This is a genomic window from Streptomyces sp. PH10-H1 (assembly GCF_030063355.1).
GTDB lineage: Bacteria > Actinomycetota > Actinomycetes > Streptomycetales > Streptomycetaceae > Actinacidiphila.
The window spans coordinates 69378-85118 of sequence record NZ_JASISZ010000030.1 but is presented as its reverse complement, the minus strand read 5'-3'; the positions used below and the strand labels follow the sequence as shown (position 1 = coordinate 85118).

At 69.2% G+C, this 15741-nt stretch carries 16 protein-coding genes; 8 read left to right on the top strand and 8 right to left on the bottom strand.

Annotated elements, in window-relative coordinates:
* The 4 genes from QMK24_RS19520 to QMK24_RS19505 all read left to right on the top strand — a co-directional run.
* Positions 1 to 377, top strand: a 377-nt coding sequence (locus QMK24_RS19520; RefSeq protein ID WP_283467568.1) for a hypothetical protein, incomplete at its 5' end; no start/stop codon positions are given.
* A gap of 109 nt (positions 378 to 486) precedes the next feature.
* Positions 487 to 642 (top strand): GNAT family N-acetyltransferase, encoded by a 156-nt coding sequence (locus tag QMK24_RS19515; RefSeq protein WP_283467567.1) that lies wholly within the window; start codon positions 487 to 489, stop codon positions 640 to 642.
* A 182-nt stretch (positions 643 to 824) separates the two neighbouring features.
* Complete coding sequence (locus QMK24_RS19510; RefSeq protein ID WP_283467566.1) at positions 825 to 1658, top strand: SDR family oxidoreductase; 834 nt, start codon at positions 825 to 827, stop codon at positions 1656 to 1658.
* Between the two features lie 18 nt (positions 1659 to 1676).
* Entirely contained in the window at positions 1677 to 2021 is a 345-nt protein-coding gene (locus QMK24_RS19505) for a DoxX family protein (protein ID WP_283467565.1), read from the top strand.
* Positions 2022 to 2057: 36 nt separating this feature from the next.
* Here QMK24_RS19505 and QMK24_RS19500 read toward each other — a convergent pair whose 3' ends face one another.
* Positions 2058 to 2726 (bottom strand): phosphatase PAP2 family protein, encoded by a 669-nt coding sequence (locus QMK24_RS19500; RefSeq protein ID WP_283467563.1) that lies wholly within the window; start codon positions 2724 to 2726, stop codon positions 2058 to 2060.
* A gap of 359 nt (positions 2727 to 3085) precedes the next feature.
* Complete coding sequence (locus tag QMK24_RS19495) at positions 3086 to 3703, bottom strand: PadR family transcriptional regulator (RefSeq protein ID WP_283467562.1); 618 nt, start codon at positions 3701 to 3703, stop codon at positions 3086 to 3088.
* Positions 3704 to 3769: 66 nt separating this feature from the next.
* On the opposite strand from QMK24_RS19495, the gene QMK24_RS19490 reads away from it, so the two are divergent.
* A complete protein-coding gene (locus QMK24_RS19490; protein WP_283467561.1) occupies positions 3770 to 4270 on the top strand; it encodes a hypothetical protein in 501 nt (166 codons plus the stop codon).
* Between the two features lie 156 nt (positions 4271 to 4426).
* Here the strand turns inward: QMK24_RS19490 and QMK24_RS19485 are convergent, their stop codons facing one another.
* The 3 genes from QMK24_RS19485 to QMK24_RS19475 form a co-directional block, all read right to left on the bottom strand.
* The gene (locus QMK24_RS19485) at positions 4427 to 4918 is read right to left on the bottom strand and encodes a DUF2867 domain-containing protein (protein WP_283467560.1); all 492 of its coding nucleotides are present in this window, start codon (positions 4916 to 4918) and stop codon (positions 4427 to 4429) included.
* Between the two features lie 310 nt (positions 4919 to 5228).
* On the bottom strand, positions 5229 to 5489 hold the full coding sequence (locus tag QMK24_RS19480; RefSeq protein WP_283467559.1) for a DJ-1/PfpI family protein: 261 nt from the start codon (positions 5487 to 5489) through the stop codon (positions 5229 to 5231).
* A 90-nt stretch (positions 5490 to 5579) separates the two neighbouring features.
* A complete protein-coding gene (locus QMK24_RS19475; protein ID WP_283467558.1) occupies positions 5580 to 6443 on the bottom strand; it encodes an MBL fold metallo-hydrolase in 864 nt (287 codons plus the stop codon).
* Positions 6444 to 6621: 178 nt separating this feature from the next.
* On the opposite strand from QMK24_RS19475, the gene QMK24_RS19470 reads away from it, so the two are divergent.
* Positions 6622 to 9060 (top strand): AfsR/SARP family transcriptional regulator, encoded by a 2439-nt coding sequence (locus QMK24_RS19470; RefSeq protein WP_283467557.1) that lies wholly within the window; start codon positions 6622 to 6624, stop codon positions 9058 to 9060.
* A gap of 824 nt (positions 9061 to 9884) precedes the next feature.
* A complete protein-coding gene (locus QMK24_RS19465; RefSeq protein WP_283467556.1) occupies positions 9885 to 10643 on the top strand; it encodes a GNAT family N-acetyltransferase in 759 nt (252 codons plus the stop codon).
* Between the two features lie 176 nt (positions 10644 to 10819).
* On the opposite strand, the gene QMK24_RS19460 is transcribed toward QMK24_RS19465, so the two are convergent.
* Complete coding sequence (locus QMK24_RS19460; RefSeq protein WP_283467555.1) at positions 10820 to 11458, bottom strand: hypothetical protein; 639 nt, start codon at positions 11456 to 11458, stop codon at positions 10820 to 10822.
* Positions 11459 to 12222: 764 nt separating this feature from the next.
* Here QMK24_RS19460 and QMK24_RS19455 point away from each other — a divergent pair.
* The gene (locus QMK24_RS19455) at positions 12223 to 12543 is read left to right on the top strand and encodes a S26 family signal peptidase (protein WP_283467553.1); all 321 of its coding nucleotides are present in this window, start codon (positions 12223 to 12225) and stop codon (positions 12541 to 12543) included.
* A 28-nt stretch (positions 12544 to 12571) separates the two neighbouring features.
* Here QMK24_RS19455 and QMK24_RS19450 read toward each other — a convergent pair whose 3' ends face one another.
* Positions 12572 to 14128 (bottom strand): GMC family oxidoreductase, encoded by a 1557-nt coding sequence (locus tag QMK24_RS19450; RefSeq protein WP_283467550.1) that lies wholly within the window; start codon positions 14126 to 14128, stop codon positions 12572 to 12574.
* A 17-nt stretch (positions 14129 to 14145) separates the two neighbouring features.
* On the bottom strand, positions 14146 to 15714 hold the full coding sequence (locus QMK24_RS19445) for an APC family permease (RefSeq protein WP_283467549.1): 1569 nt from the start codon (positions 15712 to 15714) through the stop codon (positions 14146 to 14148).
* Positions 15715 to 15741: the final 27 nt, after the last annotated feature.

The following is a 15741-nucleotide window of genomic DNA, read 5'->3' as shown; positions in this document are numbered from 1 at the left end:
AAGTCTGCGAGCAGACCGGACGGCTTCGGGACCAGATCGCCGAACTCACCGCCCGCCTCTGCGAGTTCGACACCGAGAGCGAGAATCTGCAGATCACCCGCAAGACCCTCCTCAACCTCCCCGCACCGGCACCGGCACCGGCACCGGCAGACGATCCACCCCGCGCCGAGGTGCCGAAACACCCCGCCTACCAGCAGATCCTCACGGTCCTCGCCGACACCGGCGGCCCGATGCGGGCTCGCGACATCTGCGAGGCCCTCGACCTTCCGATCCTGCCGAAGAACACCGAGGGCATCCGGTCCAAGCTGAAACGCCTGGTAACCCGCGGCATCCTCACCGAGCCCGAGCCCGGCTTGTTCACCCAGCCCCGCCCCTGAACACCAGCCCACCCCACCGAGCAGGGCACCTCACCCAGACCTCATCGCGAATCGGGCATCACGGCGCGAACCGCACTCTGAGACGGAGAACATCGCCGAGCAGCGCGCATTGGAGAAGTCCGGCTTCACCCGCGAGGGTGTGCTGCGCAGCTTCGCGTTCCGTGATGGACGCTGGCGAGACGTCGTGCACTTCAGCGTGCTGCGCGACGACATCGCCCCGGACGGGGCCCCAGGGCAGTCCAGTTGCGGAGGCCCACCGGCCTGACCGGGGCCCAGCCCGGCTCGCCACCCGCGCCCAGCGGCTGCGGTGGACGGCGACACAGGCGCGTGCCGTCAGGTGACGAAGGTCATGGATGGTTGGCCGATGTCACACTCCGGGCGTCCGGATCGCTCTCGGGATGGGACGGGACGACCAGTCCGCGTCACCTGAGGAGAGGGAGACACACCATGATCCTTGTGACTGGAGCCACCGGAAACCTCGGCCGCCCGCTCATCGCGGAGTTGGCCGCGAGGGGCAGGAAGGTGCGCGCCTTGACGCGCACTCCCGGCGGCGCGCGCCTGCCCGCCGGGGTCGAGCCCTGCGACAGCACCGCGCCCGACTTCGACGGCGTGACCGCTCTCGTGGTCAACATCGCCGGGACGCCCGGCAGCACCGACGCTCTGCTGGACGCCGCCAAGGCGGCCGGGGTGCGGCGAGTCGTCACCGTTTCCGCGCTGGTCGTCGCGGACGACGAGGCCGCGGGTGAGGGAAGCTCCGCCGCGATCCACCGGAATCTGGAGACAGCCGTCGCGGCGGCCTTCCCCCAGTGGACGCATCTGCGCCCCGGCGCCTTCGCTGCGAACGCCTTGCAGTGGAAGGCGCAGCTGACGGCGGGTGACGTCGTGCGCGGCCCGTATGCCGGTGCTTGCACTGCGCCGATTCACGAGGCGGACATAGCCGCGGTTGCCGTCCAAGCCCTGCTCGGGGACGAACTGCTGGGGCAGGCACCGTCCTTGACCGGTCCGCACGGGCTGACCACGGCGGAGCAGGTGGCGATCCTCGGCGCGGTCCTGGCTCGTCCACTGCGATTCGAGGAGATCCCCGCGGCGGCGGCGAAGCAGGCGATGCTGTCCCACAACTCCTGGGTCCAGGAAGAGGCGATCGACTCCCTGCTGAGGTATCTCGCCGGGACCGTCGGCAAGCCCGCACTTGTGACCGGCGAGGTGGAACGCATCCTGGGCCGCCCTGCACTCACCTACGCCCAGTGGGCCGAGGCCAACGTCTCCGCGTTCCAGAACTGACGAGGGCGGATCGAAGCCATGTACATCGCCTACGCGACTGTCGCGATCGTGACCATCGCCTACTGCGCCTTCTCGGCCGGGTGCGACTTCGTCCGCTTCGAAAGAGTGGCCCTTGCCATGAACAAGGCAGGCGTGCCCCGATCGTGGATGCCCGCGCTGGGCGTCCCGAAGGCGGGCGCCGCCCTCGGTCTCCTGGCAGGCTTCTGGCTACCGGTGATCGGCCCGGCCGCGGCGGCCGGACTCGTCCTGTTCTTCGTCTGTGCCGTCGTTACCCACCTGCGGGTGCGCGACTACTCACTCGGGCTGCAGTACCCGTTCCTGCTACTGGCCGCCGCCACGCTGGCCCTGGGCCTGGTCACCTGAACCCACCCGCTGCCAGGGCCCTCGCACGGAAGGACATCAGCGGCGCGGCAGTAGGCGAGTCACGGGGATCACTGCCGCGCCGAGGCCGAGCCAGGTGAGGGCGAAGAACCATCCGCCCAGGACATCGCTGGCCCAGTGCACCCCGAGATAGATCCGGCTGAGCCCGACCGACACAGCCCACAACGTGAGGACGACGCAGCCGGTGACCGCCGCCGCGGTCCGGACCCGGCGGGCGACGGCCCAGGCCAGCAGCCCGGCCACGAACGCGGAGGTAGTGGCGTGTCCGGAGGGGAAGGCGAACCCGGAGGCGTGGGTGGCCCAGTCGGCGATGGCGGGACGGGGCCGTCCGATCGCGTGGAGCAGCCCCAAGCGGGCGACCTGGGTCAGACCGAGGAATCCGAGCGCGCCGGCGGCCGCCCATAGTCGCTGCCTCGCGTCGCGGCCCGCGATCAGCCCGGCGGTCAGGGCACACAGATAGGGGAAGACACCGGTGCCGGTCGCGGTGACGGCACGAGCGAAGGACACCGCGCCGGACGGACGGTGCTTCACGGACCACACGTGCAGGCTCAGGTCGACGGCGAACGGCGCGCCGTCCCGTCGGATGACCCATACCGCCAGCAGGACGAAGAGCGCGGCGCACAGAGCGGAGACACCCAGCAAGGGCACCAGACCGGCGCGCCGCTCCGGCAGGGCGGGTTCATTCATCGAGCCACCAATCGCAGGCACAGACGGGACCCGTGGCACCGTCGGACCATGCCCGAGCGACGCGAGGACGGAGACCGCGACCCACCCGCCGCCGCTGCCCCAGCATCGAACTCAGTGCCACACCGTGGGGGTGGGGCACTGCTCCCCTCGGTGGTGACCAGGGCCGCGTGATGCCACGCACTGATTGACTACAAGCATGTAGACGTTTCGTTCCACTGTAGATGAACGGAGGGCGGAAACGACGCATGGGGTCTCATCCACCCCTCCCCACGCGGAAATCGTCGATGAGCCGCCGGCCGTCGAAACGGGGCGCCGATTCGAGGCTCCGACTCGGGACTCGGGCGTGGCGGGTGAACGGTTCAATCGGTGGGCATGGAGGCGAGGGCGAGCTTGCGGAGTTCCTCGAAGTCCCAGCTCAACGAGGTGTCGCGCAGGGCGTCGACGACCTCGGTGACCCAGCGCAGTTCGGCGTCGGTGACGGCGCGGACGTACTCGGTCTCCAGCATGGTCACGCGCGGGAGCTGGAAGCCCTCGGTCTCGGTGACCAGGGCGGCGTCCAGTTCGGCGATCTTCTGGGTGAGCCGGTCGCGGCGTTCGGCGAGCAGCTCCCGGGCGGTCTCCGGGGTGAGCATGAGGAAGAAGGACAGCGCGGCGGGGAACTCGGGGAACTCGTTGCGCGGGGTGGACAGGATCTCGGCGAGCCACTGCCGGGCGGCTGCCCGGCCGGCCTCGGTGACGTAGTACGTGGTGCGTTCGGGATATCGGTGGTCGCGGTCGGTGTCCTGTACGTCGATCAGCCCGGCCTCCTGCAGCCTGGTGATCATCTTGTAGAGGGTCGCGCGCTGGCCGACGTTGACGACCTGATCCTTGCCCCACTGCTTGATGAGCCGCTGGATGCCGTACGGGTGCATCGGGCCGCTCTCGAGCAGGCTGAGGACGGCCAGGGCGAGCGGGGAGCGGCGGAAGGTCGTTGTCACATGCCAAATCTACCGCACCTTCCCTACTAGTTGCTAGAACACTAGCCGCTGTGCCACTATGAAGCCATGACAAACGCCGAGCACACTCCGCAAACCGCACCCGCCTCCTCCCTCGAGAGCCCCGTCCGCATCGACGCCGACCACACCCTGACCAAGCGTCTGGGCAACTGGACCCGGGCGCGCAGCTTCGAAGTACGCACCCGCCGCGGCGCCGTCGTGCTGGACCTGCGCTCCCCCGACATCGCCGACGGCGACCTCGACCTGCACGTGGACATCGACCACGGCATGCTCAAGCTGCTCGTCGCGTCCGACACCGTCATCGACCACTTCGGGAGCCTGAAGTGGAACGGCCGCGGCCGCGTCAAGGACCTGGAGGGCGCCTCCGGGTCCGAGGGCCGCCGGATCCACGTCACCGGGCAGATCACCAGCGGCGAGATCCGCATCCACCGCAACGGCATCGCGATCCTGTCGTCGATGTTCTCCCGGGCCTTCGTCCAGGACGCCCTGCGCGCCCGCCGCGAGGGCGGCTTCACCACCGTCGACGACCCGACCCGCACCGCCTCTTGATCCCACGTACGCCGCGGTCCGGGCCCGTGCGGCCCGGACCGGACAGGCGGCTCCTGCGCCGACGACGGCCGGCGGCGCTTCCACCGGCGGGGCTGCCCAGCGGGCAGACACCACCACCTTCCGCCGCGCCGGTGGAATCCGTCGCCGTCCCGCCGCTCACGCGGCGGCGGCACGCCGGGCCAGGGTTCGCATGATCACGTGGTGGAACGGCTCGATCGCACGGAAGTAGAGCCGGCCCGCGGTGCGGTGGTAGCGCACGACCGTGGTGCACACACCTTCCAGGCCGTTGGCACCTTCACGCACCACGAAGGTCGTGCGGAAGCTGAGGTGCTTGTCGTCCTTGCCCGCCACCACTTGCTCGTCCGAGACATCGAACATGTACATCGGTCCGATCTGCGCGCCCTCCTCGATCCGTACCGCGCCCGATCTACTGCCCTTGAGGCCGAACGGTGCGACGAGCAAGTCCCGCACGGCGAGCAGGCTCCGCGTCCAGCGCGGTGGCGAGGCCAGTATCAGCGCCGTGAAACCGATCGCGGTGGTCCCCGGCGCGACATCGACCGCCACGGCGTCGACGTGGTCGCACCCTCCAAGGACGCGCAGTGCGTCCGCGAGTACCGGCTCGGTGTCCCTGCGTACCTTCTTCGTCATGGTCACACTCTCCCGCTACCGGTCCTCCGATGCGGCCCCGGGGTGGCTCGGCGTGGGAGAGCGGCGCACACCAGGCGCCGACCGCGGACCCACCCCCGTGGTGTCGGTCCGCGGCCGGCGCTCCGGGCCGGATGGCCGCTAGCGGCCCGGTGCCTCGATCACGAGCCTGGCGGCCGCTGCCCCGGAATACTGTTGCTGGCCGGTGATCAGATTGCCATCACGGACGGCGTAGGGGCGGAAGGCGCCCTGGACCACAAAATTGGTGCCTTCGATCCCGCGTGCCGCGTCCTCGATCCAGTACGGCTGGATCTCAGACGACGGCCACCACTTTGCCGCTTTCGTAGGCCTCGACGACCAGGCCGCTTACCTTCGGGTTGCCGCGGTAGGGGTACATCGGACCCTGCCCGCCGACCAGCAGCACCGCGTCGTACTCGGCCACGTCGATCTCCGCGCTGTAGCCGGAATCGTCGCGCGGGTCGCTGTATCCGTCGGCCGCCAGGCTGCCGCCATCGGGGCTGGCGATCGTCACCTCGTAGCCGGCCTCGGTGAACTCCCAGTAGGGGTGGGTCAATTCCGACCACCAGAAGCCGATGAGCCGGTCTGTTCGGAGACCGCGGGGTTGGAGGCGACGAACAGCACCTTCTTGGTACGGCCGAACGTGTCAACGGTCGCGGCCATCGGCATCTCCCCGCAGTTCTGCGGCTATCGCGTCCGCGCCCAGTTGGATCATCCAGGTCAATGGTGCGCCGGGCAGGAACGCGGTCAGGGCACGCTCGAGCTCGGCCTTGGCCAGGTCGGTCAGCGCGGGCGCGCCGTCGGCGAGCCGCCGGATCAGCTCGCGGTAATGGAGGAGATAACGGCGTTGGTCGGCGAAGAGCCGGGTGTCGGCCGGCTCGCCGTGGCCCGGGTACAGCCGGGACATGTCGCCCAGCTCAGCGGTGATGACGTCCAGCGCGGCCAGCCATGCTCCGGAGTGCCCGTCGTTGGTGTACGGGTGGGTGCCGTGGAACGCGAGGTCGCCGATGAAGGCGAAGGGCTGGCCGCCGCCGGGTGTGGCGACCAGATAGCTGTCCGCGTGGCTTTCCGCCGGGCCGATCTCATGGGCGGTCAGGGTGAGCCCGCCCAGATCGACCGTCTGGCCGTCCGCGAGCTCGACGGTGGGATAGGCGGTCCCGGCGGGCCACTGCTCGCCGTACACCGGGCCCCACTGGGCTCGTTTGGCATCGGCGATCTCTTCGATCGCCTTGGCCACACCGGCTGTGGCGTAGACCGGCACGTCGGCGTCTCGGGTCAGCTCGAACACACCGTTGAAGTGGTCGGGATGTGCGTGGGTGACGAACACCGCCTCCAGCGGTTTGCCCACCGCGGTGAGGCGCGCCTTCAGCGCGGCGATATCGGAGTTGAGCAGGTTGGTGTCGACGACCACGACACCGGACTCGGTTTCGATCAGATAGGAATTGACGAACAGGCCGGTCTCGCCTGCGGTGTAGGTGTGCAGGGAGATTCCCGATCCCAATACGGGCATGGTGACTCTTTCCGTGGCGTGCCTGTGGTTTGCTCTGAATCGGTGTCCGGCCGACGTCGGTAAGCCTGCCTGCCGGCGTTGATACATGCGCTATGTGTTCGCTATGCATGCAGGTCAGGGCGGAAACGGGCGGTGTCGCCACCCGGTGGCATCCACGGCTGCGCGAGACGGGGTGGGTGTGCGGTTCGCGATTCTCGGTTCGGTGGAGGTCTCGGCGGACGGACGGCCGCTGCCCGCCCTTGCCCCACGCCACCGCGCCGTGCTGGCGTACTTGCTGCTGCGGGCCGGGACGGTCGTGTCGAACGGGCTGCTCATCGAGGCGATGTGGGGCGGCACACCGCCGCGAACCGCCCGTACGCAGATACAGGCGTCGGTATCGGCGATCCGCCGGGCGCTGCGCGACATCGGTGCGGCCGACATGCTGTCCACAAGGGCTCCGGGCTATGTCATGTCCCCCGAACCGGGGCAACTCGACCTCCAGCGGTTCACCGAAGAGGTCTCGACGGCGCTCGCCCAGGCGGCCGGTGACCCCGTTGCCGCCGCACACCGGATCCGGACGGCGCTGACGCTGTGGCGGGGTCCCGCGCTGGCGGACGTGACGGCCGACTTCGTTCCGGGCGCGCGGGAGCGGTTGGACGAGCAGCGGCTGTCGGCGTACGAGCGGCTGGTCGACATGGAGCTGGCCCTGGGGCGGCACGACGACCTCATCGCCGAACTGCGCGCGGAGCTGCAGACCCACCCGTTGCGCGAGCGGCTGCGCGGCCAGCTGATGCTGGCGCTGTACCGGGGAGGCCGGCAGGCCGACGCGCTCCAGGTGGCGCGCACCTTCCGGACACAGCTCGCCGACGAACAGGGACTTGACCCGGGAAGCGCCTTCCTGGCGCTCCAGGACGCCATCCTGCGCAATGATCCCGCCCTGGACCGGCCGTCGCCGCACGTCCCGCCGTCCCCCTCGGCACCGCCCCCGCCGTCGTCCCCGCCCAAGGCGGTGGAGCCGGTACGCCGGCGGCTGTCCTTCCTCCCCTACGATGTACCGGACTTCACCGGTCGGGAGACCGAACTCACGCGGCTCACCTCCGCGTTGTCCGAGACAGGCGGGGTGTGGACGGTCGATGGGATGGCCGGGGTCGGCAAGACCGTGCTGGCCGTGCATGTGGCGCACCGTCTCGCCGACCGCTTTCCCGACGGGCAGTTCTTCGTCGACCTGCACGGATTCACCCCCGGCCGGGAGCCGTTGGCGTCGAGCACCGCACTGGAGACGCTGCTGGGCGCGCTGGATGTGCCCATCGACCGGATCCCCACCGACACCGAACAGCGGGCCGGTCTGTGGCGAGCCGAGCTGTCCGGCCGCCGCGTCCTGATCGTCCTGGACAACGCCGCCACCGTCGACCAGCTCCGGCCGCTGCTGCCCGGCGGCTCCGGCAGCGCGGTGCTGGCGACAAGCCGCCGGCGGCTCACCGACCTCGACGGCGCACAACTGCTCTCCGTGGACGTGCTGCCGGGCGTCGATGCCGTCGCCCTGTTCACCGGGGTGGTCGGCCGGCGCGCCGTCGATGAACCCGACGCGGTCGGCGAGGTCCTCGCGCTGTGCGGCTTCCTGCCGCTGGCGGTGCGGATCGCCGCAGCCCGGCTGCGCGACCGACCGCAGTGGACCGTTGCGTATCTGGCCGGGCGGCTGCGCGAGCAGCGCCGCAGGCCGGCCGAGCTTTCCACGGCCGACCGCGGGGTCGCCACCGCCTTCGCCGTGTCATACCGGCACCTCGACCCGGACCAGCAGCGGCTGTTCCGTCTGCTCGGCCTCCATCCCGGCCCCGATGTCGACGCGTACGCCGCCGCCGCGCTGACCGGCATTCCGGTCGACGGGGCCGAACGCCTCCTCGAGGATCTTCTGGACGCCCACCTGCTGCTGCAGCACACCCCCGGCCGATTCACATTCCACGATCTGCTCCGCGACCACGCCCGCACCACCGCCCTCGACGAAGAGACCGCCGACGCCCGGCAGGCGGCACTGACCCGGCTCTTCGACCACTACCGGTACACCGCCGCCGTCGCCGCGAATCTCCTCTTCCCCTTCGAGAAGCAGCGCCGGCCGAATGTTCCGCCGCCGACCGCCTCCTCCGTCGTCCTCGCCGATCCCGCCAGTGCGGAAGCGTGGCTGGAAGCCGACTTGCCCAACGTTCTGGCGGCCGCCGCCGAGCCCGGCCGGCCCGACTACACCGGCCAGCTCTCGGAGATCCTGTGGCGCTACCTGGATGTCCACGGCCTGTGCTGCGCCGCCCTCACCCTGCACACCCAGGCACTGCGCGCCGCCGAGAGCCGGGCCGACCCGGCCGGCCAGGCCGACGCACTGCGCCACCTGGGCGTCGTCCACCTGCGGTTGAGCGATTTCCGGCAGGCGTTGCACGACCTTCAGCAAGCCCTGGACCTGGACCGCGCGGGCACGGATCGCAGCGCCGAAGCCCGCACGATGAACAATCTCGGTGTGGTCCACGAACGGCTCGGCGACTACCGACAGGCCCTGTCCCACTATCGACAGGCGCTGATCATCAGCCTTCCCCACCCCCCGGGTTGGAGCGAGGCCGAGGGGCCAACGAGCGTGCGGGGGGCAGGGAGCTGACGGAGGATCTGCTGCTCAAAGCGGTGTCCGGCTCGACATCGGCCTCTGCTCTGGCATTGCCCAAGATCCTGGCCTTCGCCGACCTGGCAAGTCCGGTGGACGATACGTGGACAAGCTCTCAGCTCTACACCAGCGCGTCGAGGCAACTCATCATGCGCGGGGAGGCGGTACGGGGTATTGAGCTGGGCGAACGCGCATGCGACGCGGAGGAAAGGCTCGGGGGCGGCGGTTCCGACGGCCTGGTCCGCGAGAAGCGCTGCGAGCTGGCCGACCTGGGTTTCACTGCGGGGCTCAAGCCCCTGTTGCCAATCTCGGCGGTCACCAAGGAAGCGTTCCGCGCCCAGCGGAAGGACAACGATTCGCTGGAGCGCCTCAGGGCTCTGGGACATGCTGCAAGAGGCCGCCGAGCACACCGCGAGGCGCGGCACACGCCTCGCCCACCCGTTCCTCGACGCCGTCTACTCCCTGTGCGAACGCCAATTGGGCAGACAGCACCAACTTACCCAAGACGTGAGAGCGGCGTACGGCCGCGCCCGCCGTTCCGGCCCCTGACCAACCTCCGGAACGCGGGGGTACCACGACGGGCCCGGTGCACTCGATAGCCGAACCTTCGACGATCGAGTTGAAGCGCTTCGACTGATCTCGCAGCCGGGGCCGGTGAATGGAGATTGGTTGGACAGGCAGTGTCCCGGACGGTGGATGAGACGTCGCCGTCCATGGCAGGGAGATGGACCGGTGGCCACAGTCCAGGCTCCGTCAGCGCCGACCATCACGAATCGGACAACGGAAGTCCTACACTCGAGAGATGAGACAGGTGCAGCTCAGTGGCGAATGACCTGCGGCGCATAACCGCCTTCCAGAACGCGTTCGCCCGCCGCCAGGCTGTCGAGGTGAACGAAGTGCCGGGCGGCTACGTCGTACTCAATGAGACCTTCGCTCGCTCCCACGAACACAATCAACTGCACATTGACGCGGCTGTTGATCCCGCCACCCTGCCGGCACTCGCCGAGGCGGCCATGGCGAAGTTGAACCACCGTCGTATCACCGTCTATGACGACGCTCTCGGGGAAGGCTGCGCCCCCGCACTCGCCCAAGCCGGCTACGAACACAGCGCTGAAGTCGTCATGACGCACACGGGGCCGACCCCGCCGGCATCCCTGGCCGAGCCCGTGGACCTGTCCGTTCTCCGGCCGGCGCTCACGCGGCAACAGCGGCAGTGGCTGCCCAGCGGACCCGAGGAGACCATCCGTCAGCTCGTGGACCGCCGCACGGCCCGACTGCGCGGGGGCGACCAGGTGCTCTTCCTTGCCGTCCGCGACGACAAGGGCGATATAGCCTCCTGGACCGATCTCTACCTCGACCCGGCAGCCGGCATTGCCCAGATCGAAGACCTTGGGACCGCCGACACCCACACCCGGCGTGGCTATGCCGACGCCCTTCTGGCAGGCGCTCTTCACCACGCCGCCACCGCGGATTGCACACTGCGGTTCCTGCTCGCGGACAGCGAGGACTGGCCGCTCCAGTGGTACCACCGCCGCGGATTCACGCTCATCGGACGCTTGCACGTCTTCTCCCGCTTCTGAGCGACTGTGCGCACATCGAGAACACCGCAGGAGCGAGCTCTTCGCCATGTCGCGTCCCTGTCGTCAGGAGGGCCGCTCGCTCCCAGTTGAGGCTGACGCTGAAATGCCGGGCCCGGTCGGCGCTTGCTGCCCTCTGGGGCCGGCAAACTGACGGGACCGCCCGGCCCGGGCGTGGGTCAGCGCTGCTGGCGCTCCTGGCGCGCGCGTTTGATGGCGGCGGCCCGGACCGGGTCCCGTGCCTCCTCCGCCGCCGATATCTCGGCCCGCTCCTTCTTCACCCGGCCGACGCGGTCCCGCTCGGCCTGCCGGCGCATCCGCTCCGCCTGCTGCTCGGCGGTCATGGTCGCGGCCTTGGGTACGTATTCACCGTGGGCCCGCGGCGACTGGGCGGCGCGTACGACGGAACGGGCGGTGGCCGCCATGTCCTGCGCGTGGGCGCTGAGCGGTTCCACGAACACGCGATGCGGGCGAGGAGGATGGCAGGTCGGGCACTGCTGGTCGGGGTCGTTCGTCATCCAGCCGTCCTCGCAGCGGGCCGGGCACGGGGTGGGGGCGACCAGCCAGACCGCGACATCGCCGGGCCCGTAGGCAGCCCAGTCATCGGCTCCGGAGAAGGACAGCGGCCGGTGGGACCACTTCTGCCACCAGCGCCGCTCGATCCGCTCAATGAGGTGACGTGCGGACCGGTACTCCAGCTCGTCCCGGATCACATCGATGGCGGCGTCCGGCGCGCCGCCGCCGCAGGCCCGGATGAGTTTGGGCGGGAACCGCAGCACCACGGACCGCTCCCGGCCGGTGATGCTCCGTGCGTACAAGCACTCATCGCACAGGACGCTCTTCCACGTGGAGGGGACGTAGAGCTGTGACCGGCGCTGCCGCTCCCCCCTGACCGCGGACGCCGCGGGCACCTCATGGACCTCGGCCGGACGCGCGGTGAGCCGGCCGTCGCAGGTGCGGCACAGTCCCCGGCAGGTACGGCACACTCCCCCGCCGTCGCGGCCGGCCGGCGCATCACATCGCGGACACTCGCTGCGGCACACCTCGCACAGATGATCCGCGGGATGCGGGTCCGACAGCCACCGATGGTCGCCCTGGCAACGAATGCACTTACGGGTGTCGCAATCAGCCACAGCCGGCAGAACCGGATGATCGGGGCAGGACGGACAACGGATGACAGCGTCACTCATGACTCATCCCTACCCCGTCCTGACAATCCTGAGAGTGCGCGGCGAGAGGTATCTCTTCGTGGCGCGTCGGAGGTCGCCGGTCCGCACGACCGGCATACGCAGGCGGCTGTCATGAGGAACATCGGCTCGACCCCCTTGAAGTCCGAACAAAATACGTCTCGCCCCGCTTGTACCGGGTGCTGACGACTGTACGGCCCGGCACTGACACACATCGCTGACCTGCACCTTTACGGTTCCGAGCTCCGCAGCGGCTCGATGCCACCTACGGTCGCGGAAGATGCCGCCGGGCGACGGGCCCGATCGGGCACTATCAGCGGATGGGAATGCTCGATGCGATAGCAGGAAGAGTGGCGGGTGGGGCAACCGTGGAGTTCCGGCCGAGTGGTTCCTCCATGGTCCCGTTGATACGCAGCCGGCAGCGGGTGGTCGTCACTCCGGTCGACCCGTCGAAGGTGGAAGTCGGCGACATCGTTCTCGCGCGGGTCACCGGGACCGTGTACTTGCACTTGGTGTCGGCGGTGGATCCGGCCCGCACGCGGGTGGAGATCAGCAATAACCGGGGCCGTGTCAATGGCTGGACCAGCCACGACCGGGTGTTCGGTATCTGTCTGACGGTCGACGGCACTGCCCGGGCAGGCGCGCAGGGCAAGGCCGTCGGTGCCGTCCCGTCAGCCGGTCCGGAGCCGCTGTCCGGCGCGGACACCCCGAAGTAGCGAGCAGAGCGTTCCGCGCCGGGGTTTCCTATCCGGCTGCTGCGTCCTCCTTGAGCATGTCGGCGCACTTCTCGCCGATCATCATCGTGGTGATGCAGGGGTTGACGGTGATGAGTTCCGGCATCGCCGAGCCGTCGGCGACCCGCAGCCCTTGGATGCCCTTGACCCGCAGGCGGGCGTCGAGTGGGGCCATCGGGTCGTGGTCGGCGCCCATCTTCACCGTCGCTGCGGGGTGGTAGACGGTGTTGTGGGTCTTGGAGATGTAGTCGAGCAGCTCGTCATCGGTGCGGGCGTCCGGGCCCGGGGCGAGTTCGGTGCCGGCCCATCCCGACAGGGCCGGCTGGGACGCGATCTCACGGGCCAGCCGCAGACCGTACGTCATCACCCGTACGTCGTGCTCGTCCGTGAAATACCGCGGATCGACCTTGGGCTTGTCCCGGAAGTCGCGTGTGCGCAGCCGGACGGTGCCGCGCGAACGGGTGTGGGTGACGTTCGGCGTGAGGCAGAAGGCGTTCTCGGCGGTCGGGTAACCGCGCCGGTAGGTGTTCATGTCGAACGGCACCGAGCCGTAGTGGAACATCAGGTCGGGGCGGTCGAGGCCGGGTTCGGTGTCCGCGAAGATGCCGATCTCCCACCACTGGTCGGAGGAGGTCACCATCGGCTGCTTGGCCTCCCACATGATCACGCCCTCCGGGTGGTCCTGGAGGTTCTCGCCGACGCCCGGCGCGTCGAGGACGACGTCCACGCCGACTTCGCGCAGGTGGGCGGCCGGGCCGATGCCGGAGAGCATGAGCAGCTTGGGGGTGTCGATCGACCCGCAGCTGACGATGACCTCACGGCGGGCGGTGACCGCGCGGGTGTGGATCAGGTCGGGGTCGAGGTATTCGGCGCCGGTGCACCGGCGGTTCCCGTCGATGAGCAGACGTTTGGCCCGTACCCCGGTCCGTACGTCGAGGTTCGGCCGCTTGCCCATGATCGGGTGGAGATAGGCGACCGAGGAGGACTGCCGGGTGTTGTGCTCATCGGAGTTGATCTGGAACCATCCCGCTCCGCGCACCACCGTCTTACCGGTATTGAACGTGGTGGTGGGGATGGAGGCCTGGGCGCAGGCCTCCAGCAGCGCGCTGCCGCACGGGTCATTGGGCTTGATGGTCCGGATCTTGACCGGGCCGGTGCGGCCGTGGTGGTCGCCGGGCGCGTCGTTGGTCTCCAGCCGCTGGTAGAGCGGGTAGACCTCGGCGGCGCTCCAGCCCGTGCAGCCCGCGGCGGCCCAGGAGTCGAGGTCCTCGGCCGGCGCCCAGAAGGCGATACAGGAGTTGTGCGAGGAGCAGCCGCCGAGGACGCGGGCGCGGGCATGCCGCATGAAGCTGTTGCCGTGCTCCTGCGGTTCGATCGGGTAGTCCCAGTCGTAGCCCGACTCCAGCAGGCCCATCCAGCGGTCGAGCCGCAGGACGTTGTCGTCGCCGACGTCGGAGGGGCCCGCTTCAAGAAGGCACACCGTGACCGACGGGTCCTCGCTCAGCCGGGCGGCGACGACGTTTCCCGCGGTGCCGCCGCCGACGACCACATAATCAAACGCTTCCACGTCAGCTCCTCCTCGTATCACGGTCCACCATGGGCCGGTGTGGGTTCCGGCAGTTCATCGATGGCGTGTTCGGCGACAACGCCGGTCAGCTTGCGCTGTACGAACCAGTAGTAGACGAAGCCCCCGACCCCGGCGAAGCCGACGAACAGGACGCCGCCCCAGCGCAGGTACCAGTGCTGGGGCCCGGTGGCGTTGTAGACCTCAGCGCGCGGCCACAGCAGGTTGACCGTCATCGCGGCGCCCCAGAGCACTGCCAGGATGTTGACTGGCAGGCCAAGCCGGCCCATGGAGAAGAGGCCGGGCGCCGGTGTCCAGTCGCCACGCAGCCGCTGCAACAGCATGGGCAGCGTGACCAGCAGATACGCGAGGTAGATCATGACGATGGCGATGCTGGTGACAACCGAGAAGATCTGCGGCTGGTTGATGTTGACGACCAGGATGGCGATCGCCACGACCCCGATCAAGCACGTGGCCAGCACCGGTGTATGGAACCGCGGGCTGAGCCTGGCCAGCCGCGAGCCGCCCGGCAGGTTGTTGTCCCGGGCCATCGCGAAGGCCAGCCGCAGCCCCGCGGTCTGTACGGACAACGCGCACACGGTGATGGCGATGACGACGCACCACAGCACGGCCTGGCCGGTCGCCTCGCCGAGGGTGGCCTTGACCACGTATTGCAGCCCGTCGACGGAGAGCTGCTTGGCCTTCAGGTCGGGCGTGGCCAGCAGTGCGAAGAGGAGGATGAGGCCGCCGAGGAAGAAGGAGGCGATGAGCGCACGCAGGATGGCGCGCGGAGCGTTGCGGCCCGGGTCGATGGACTCCTCGCCGAGCGAGGAAGCGGTGTCGAAGCCGTACATCACATATGCCGAGGCGAGCGAGGCGGTCAGAAAGGCGCCGAAGTAGCCGAGCGTCTGGCCCTGGCCGAGCCCCTCGGTCTGCACGATCGCGCTCGGGCCACGGGTGATGTGCGCGGCGAGCAGCCCTACGAGAACGACTGCGGCGATCAGCTCGATGAAGACTCCGGCGGAATTGATCGTGGCCATCAGCTTCACCCCGAAGGCGTTGATCACCGTGGTGAAGACGATCAGGATCGCGCCGAGGAGCACGGCGTTGGCAGCCGCGTCGTACTTGCCCGTGCCGTCTCCGATGACCTGGAAGAAGCTGGAGATCTGCGGCAGCGTCAGCTGATAGGCGAGGGCCACGGCGGCCAGCGACACCATGGTCGCGACCGTCATCATCCAACCGGCCAGCCAGCCGATGTGCGGGCCGCCCGTGTGTTTGGCCCAGTTGTAGATCGATCCCGCGACGGGGAAGCGGGCGGCGAGTTCGCAGAAGCACAGCGCCACCATCAGCTGCCCGATGAAGACCATCGGCCAGGACCACCAGTAGGCGGCCCCGCCGAAACTGACACCGAAGTAGAACAGCTGGAAGGTGCCGGTGAGGATAGAGATGTAGCTGATTCCGGCGGCGAAGGTGTGAAAATTGCCGAGCGTACGCTTGAGTCCGGGCTTGTAGCCCAGCTCGGTGAGCGCGGCGTCGTCGGAGTCGCCGCTCGCGGCTGGTCCAGGTTGATCTGGCGGGACGTCCGGCATAACAGTTCTCCTCGTGGCGTACAGGCA

Excerpts from the sequence above, each read along its gene's own strand:
- QMK24_RS19510 (WP_283467566.1), top strand. The coding sequence starts at position 825 with ATGATCCTTGTGACTGGAGCCACCGGAAACCTCGGCCGCCCGCTCATC.
- QMK24_RS19505 (WP_283467565.1), top strand. The coding sequence starts at position 1,677 with ATGTACATCGCCTACGCGACTGTCGCGATCGTGACCATCGCCTACTGC.
- QMK24_RS19500 (WP_283467563.1), bottom strand. The coding sequence starts at position 2,726 with ATGAATGAACCCGCCCTGCCGGAGCGGCGCGCCGGTCTGGTGCCCTTG.
- QMK24_RS19490 (WP_283467561.1), top strand. The coding sequence starts at position 3,770 with ATGACAAACGCCGAGCACACTCCGCAAACCGCACCCGCCTCCTCCCTC.
- QMK24_RS19485 (WP_283467560.1), bottom strand. The coding sequence starts at position 4,918 with ATGACGAAGAAGGTACGCAGGGACACCGAGCCGGTACTCGCGGACGCA.
- QMK24_RS19475 (WP_283467558.1), bottom strand. The coding sequence starts at position 6,443 with ATGCCCGTATTGGGATCGGGAATCTCCCTGCACACCTACACCGCAGGC.
- QMK24_RS19455 (WP_283467553.1), top strand. The coding sequence starts at position 12,223 with ATGGTCCCGTTGATACGCAGCCGGCAGCGGGTGGTCGTCACTCCGGTC.
- QMK24_RS19445 (WP_283467549.1), bottom strand. The coding sequence starts at position 15,714 with ATGCCGGACGTCCCGCCAGATCAACCTGGACCAGCCGCGAGCGGCGAC.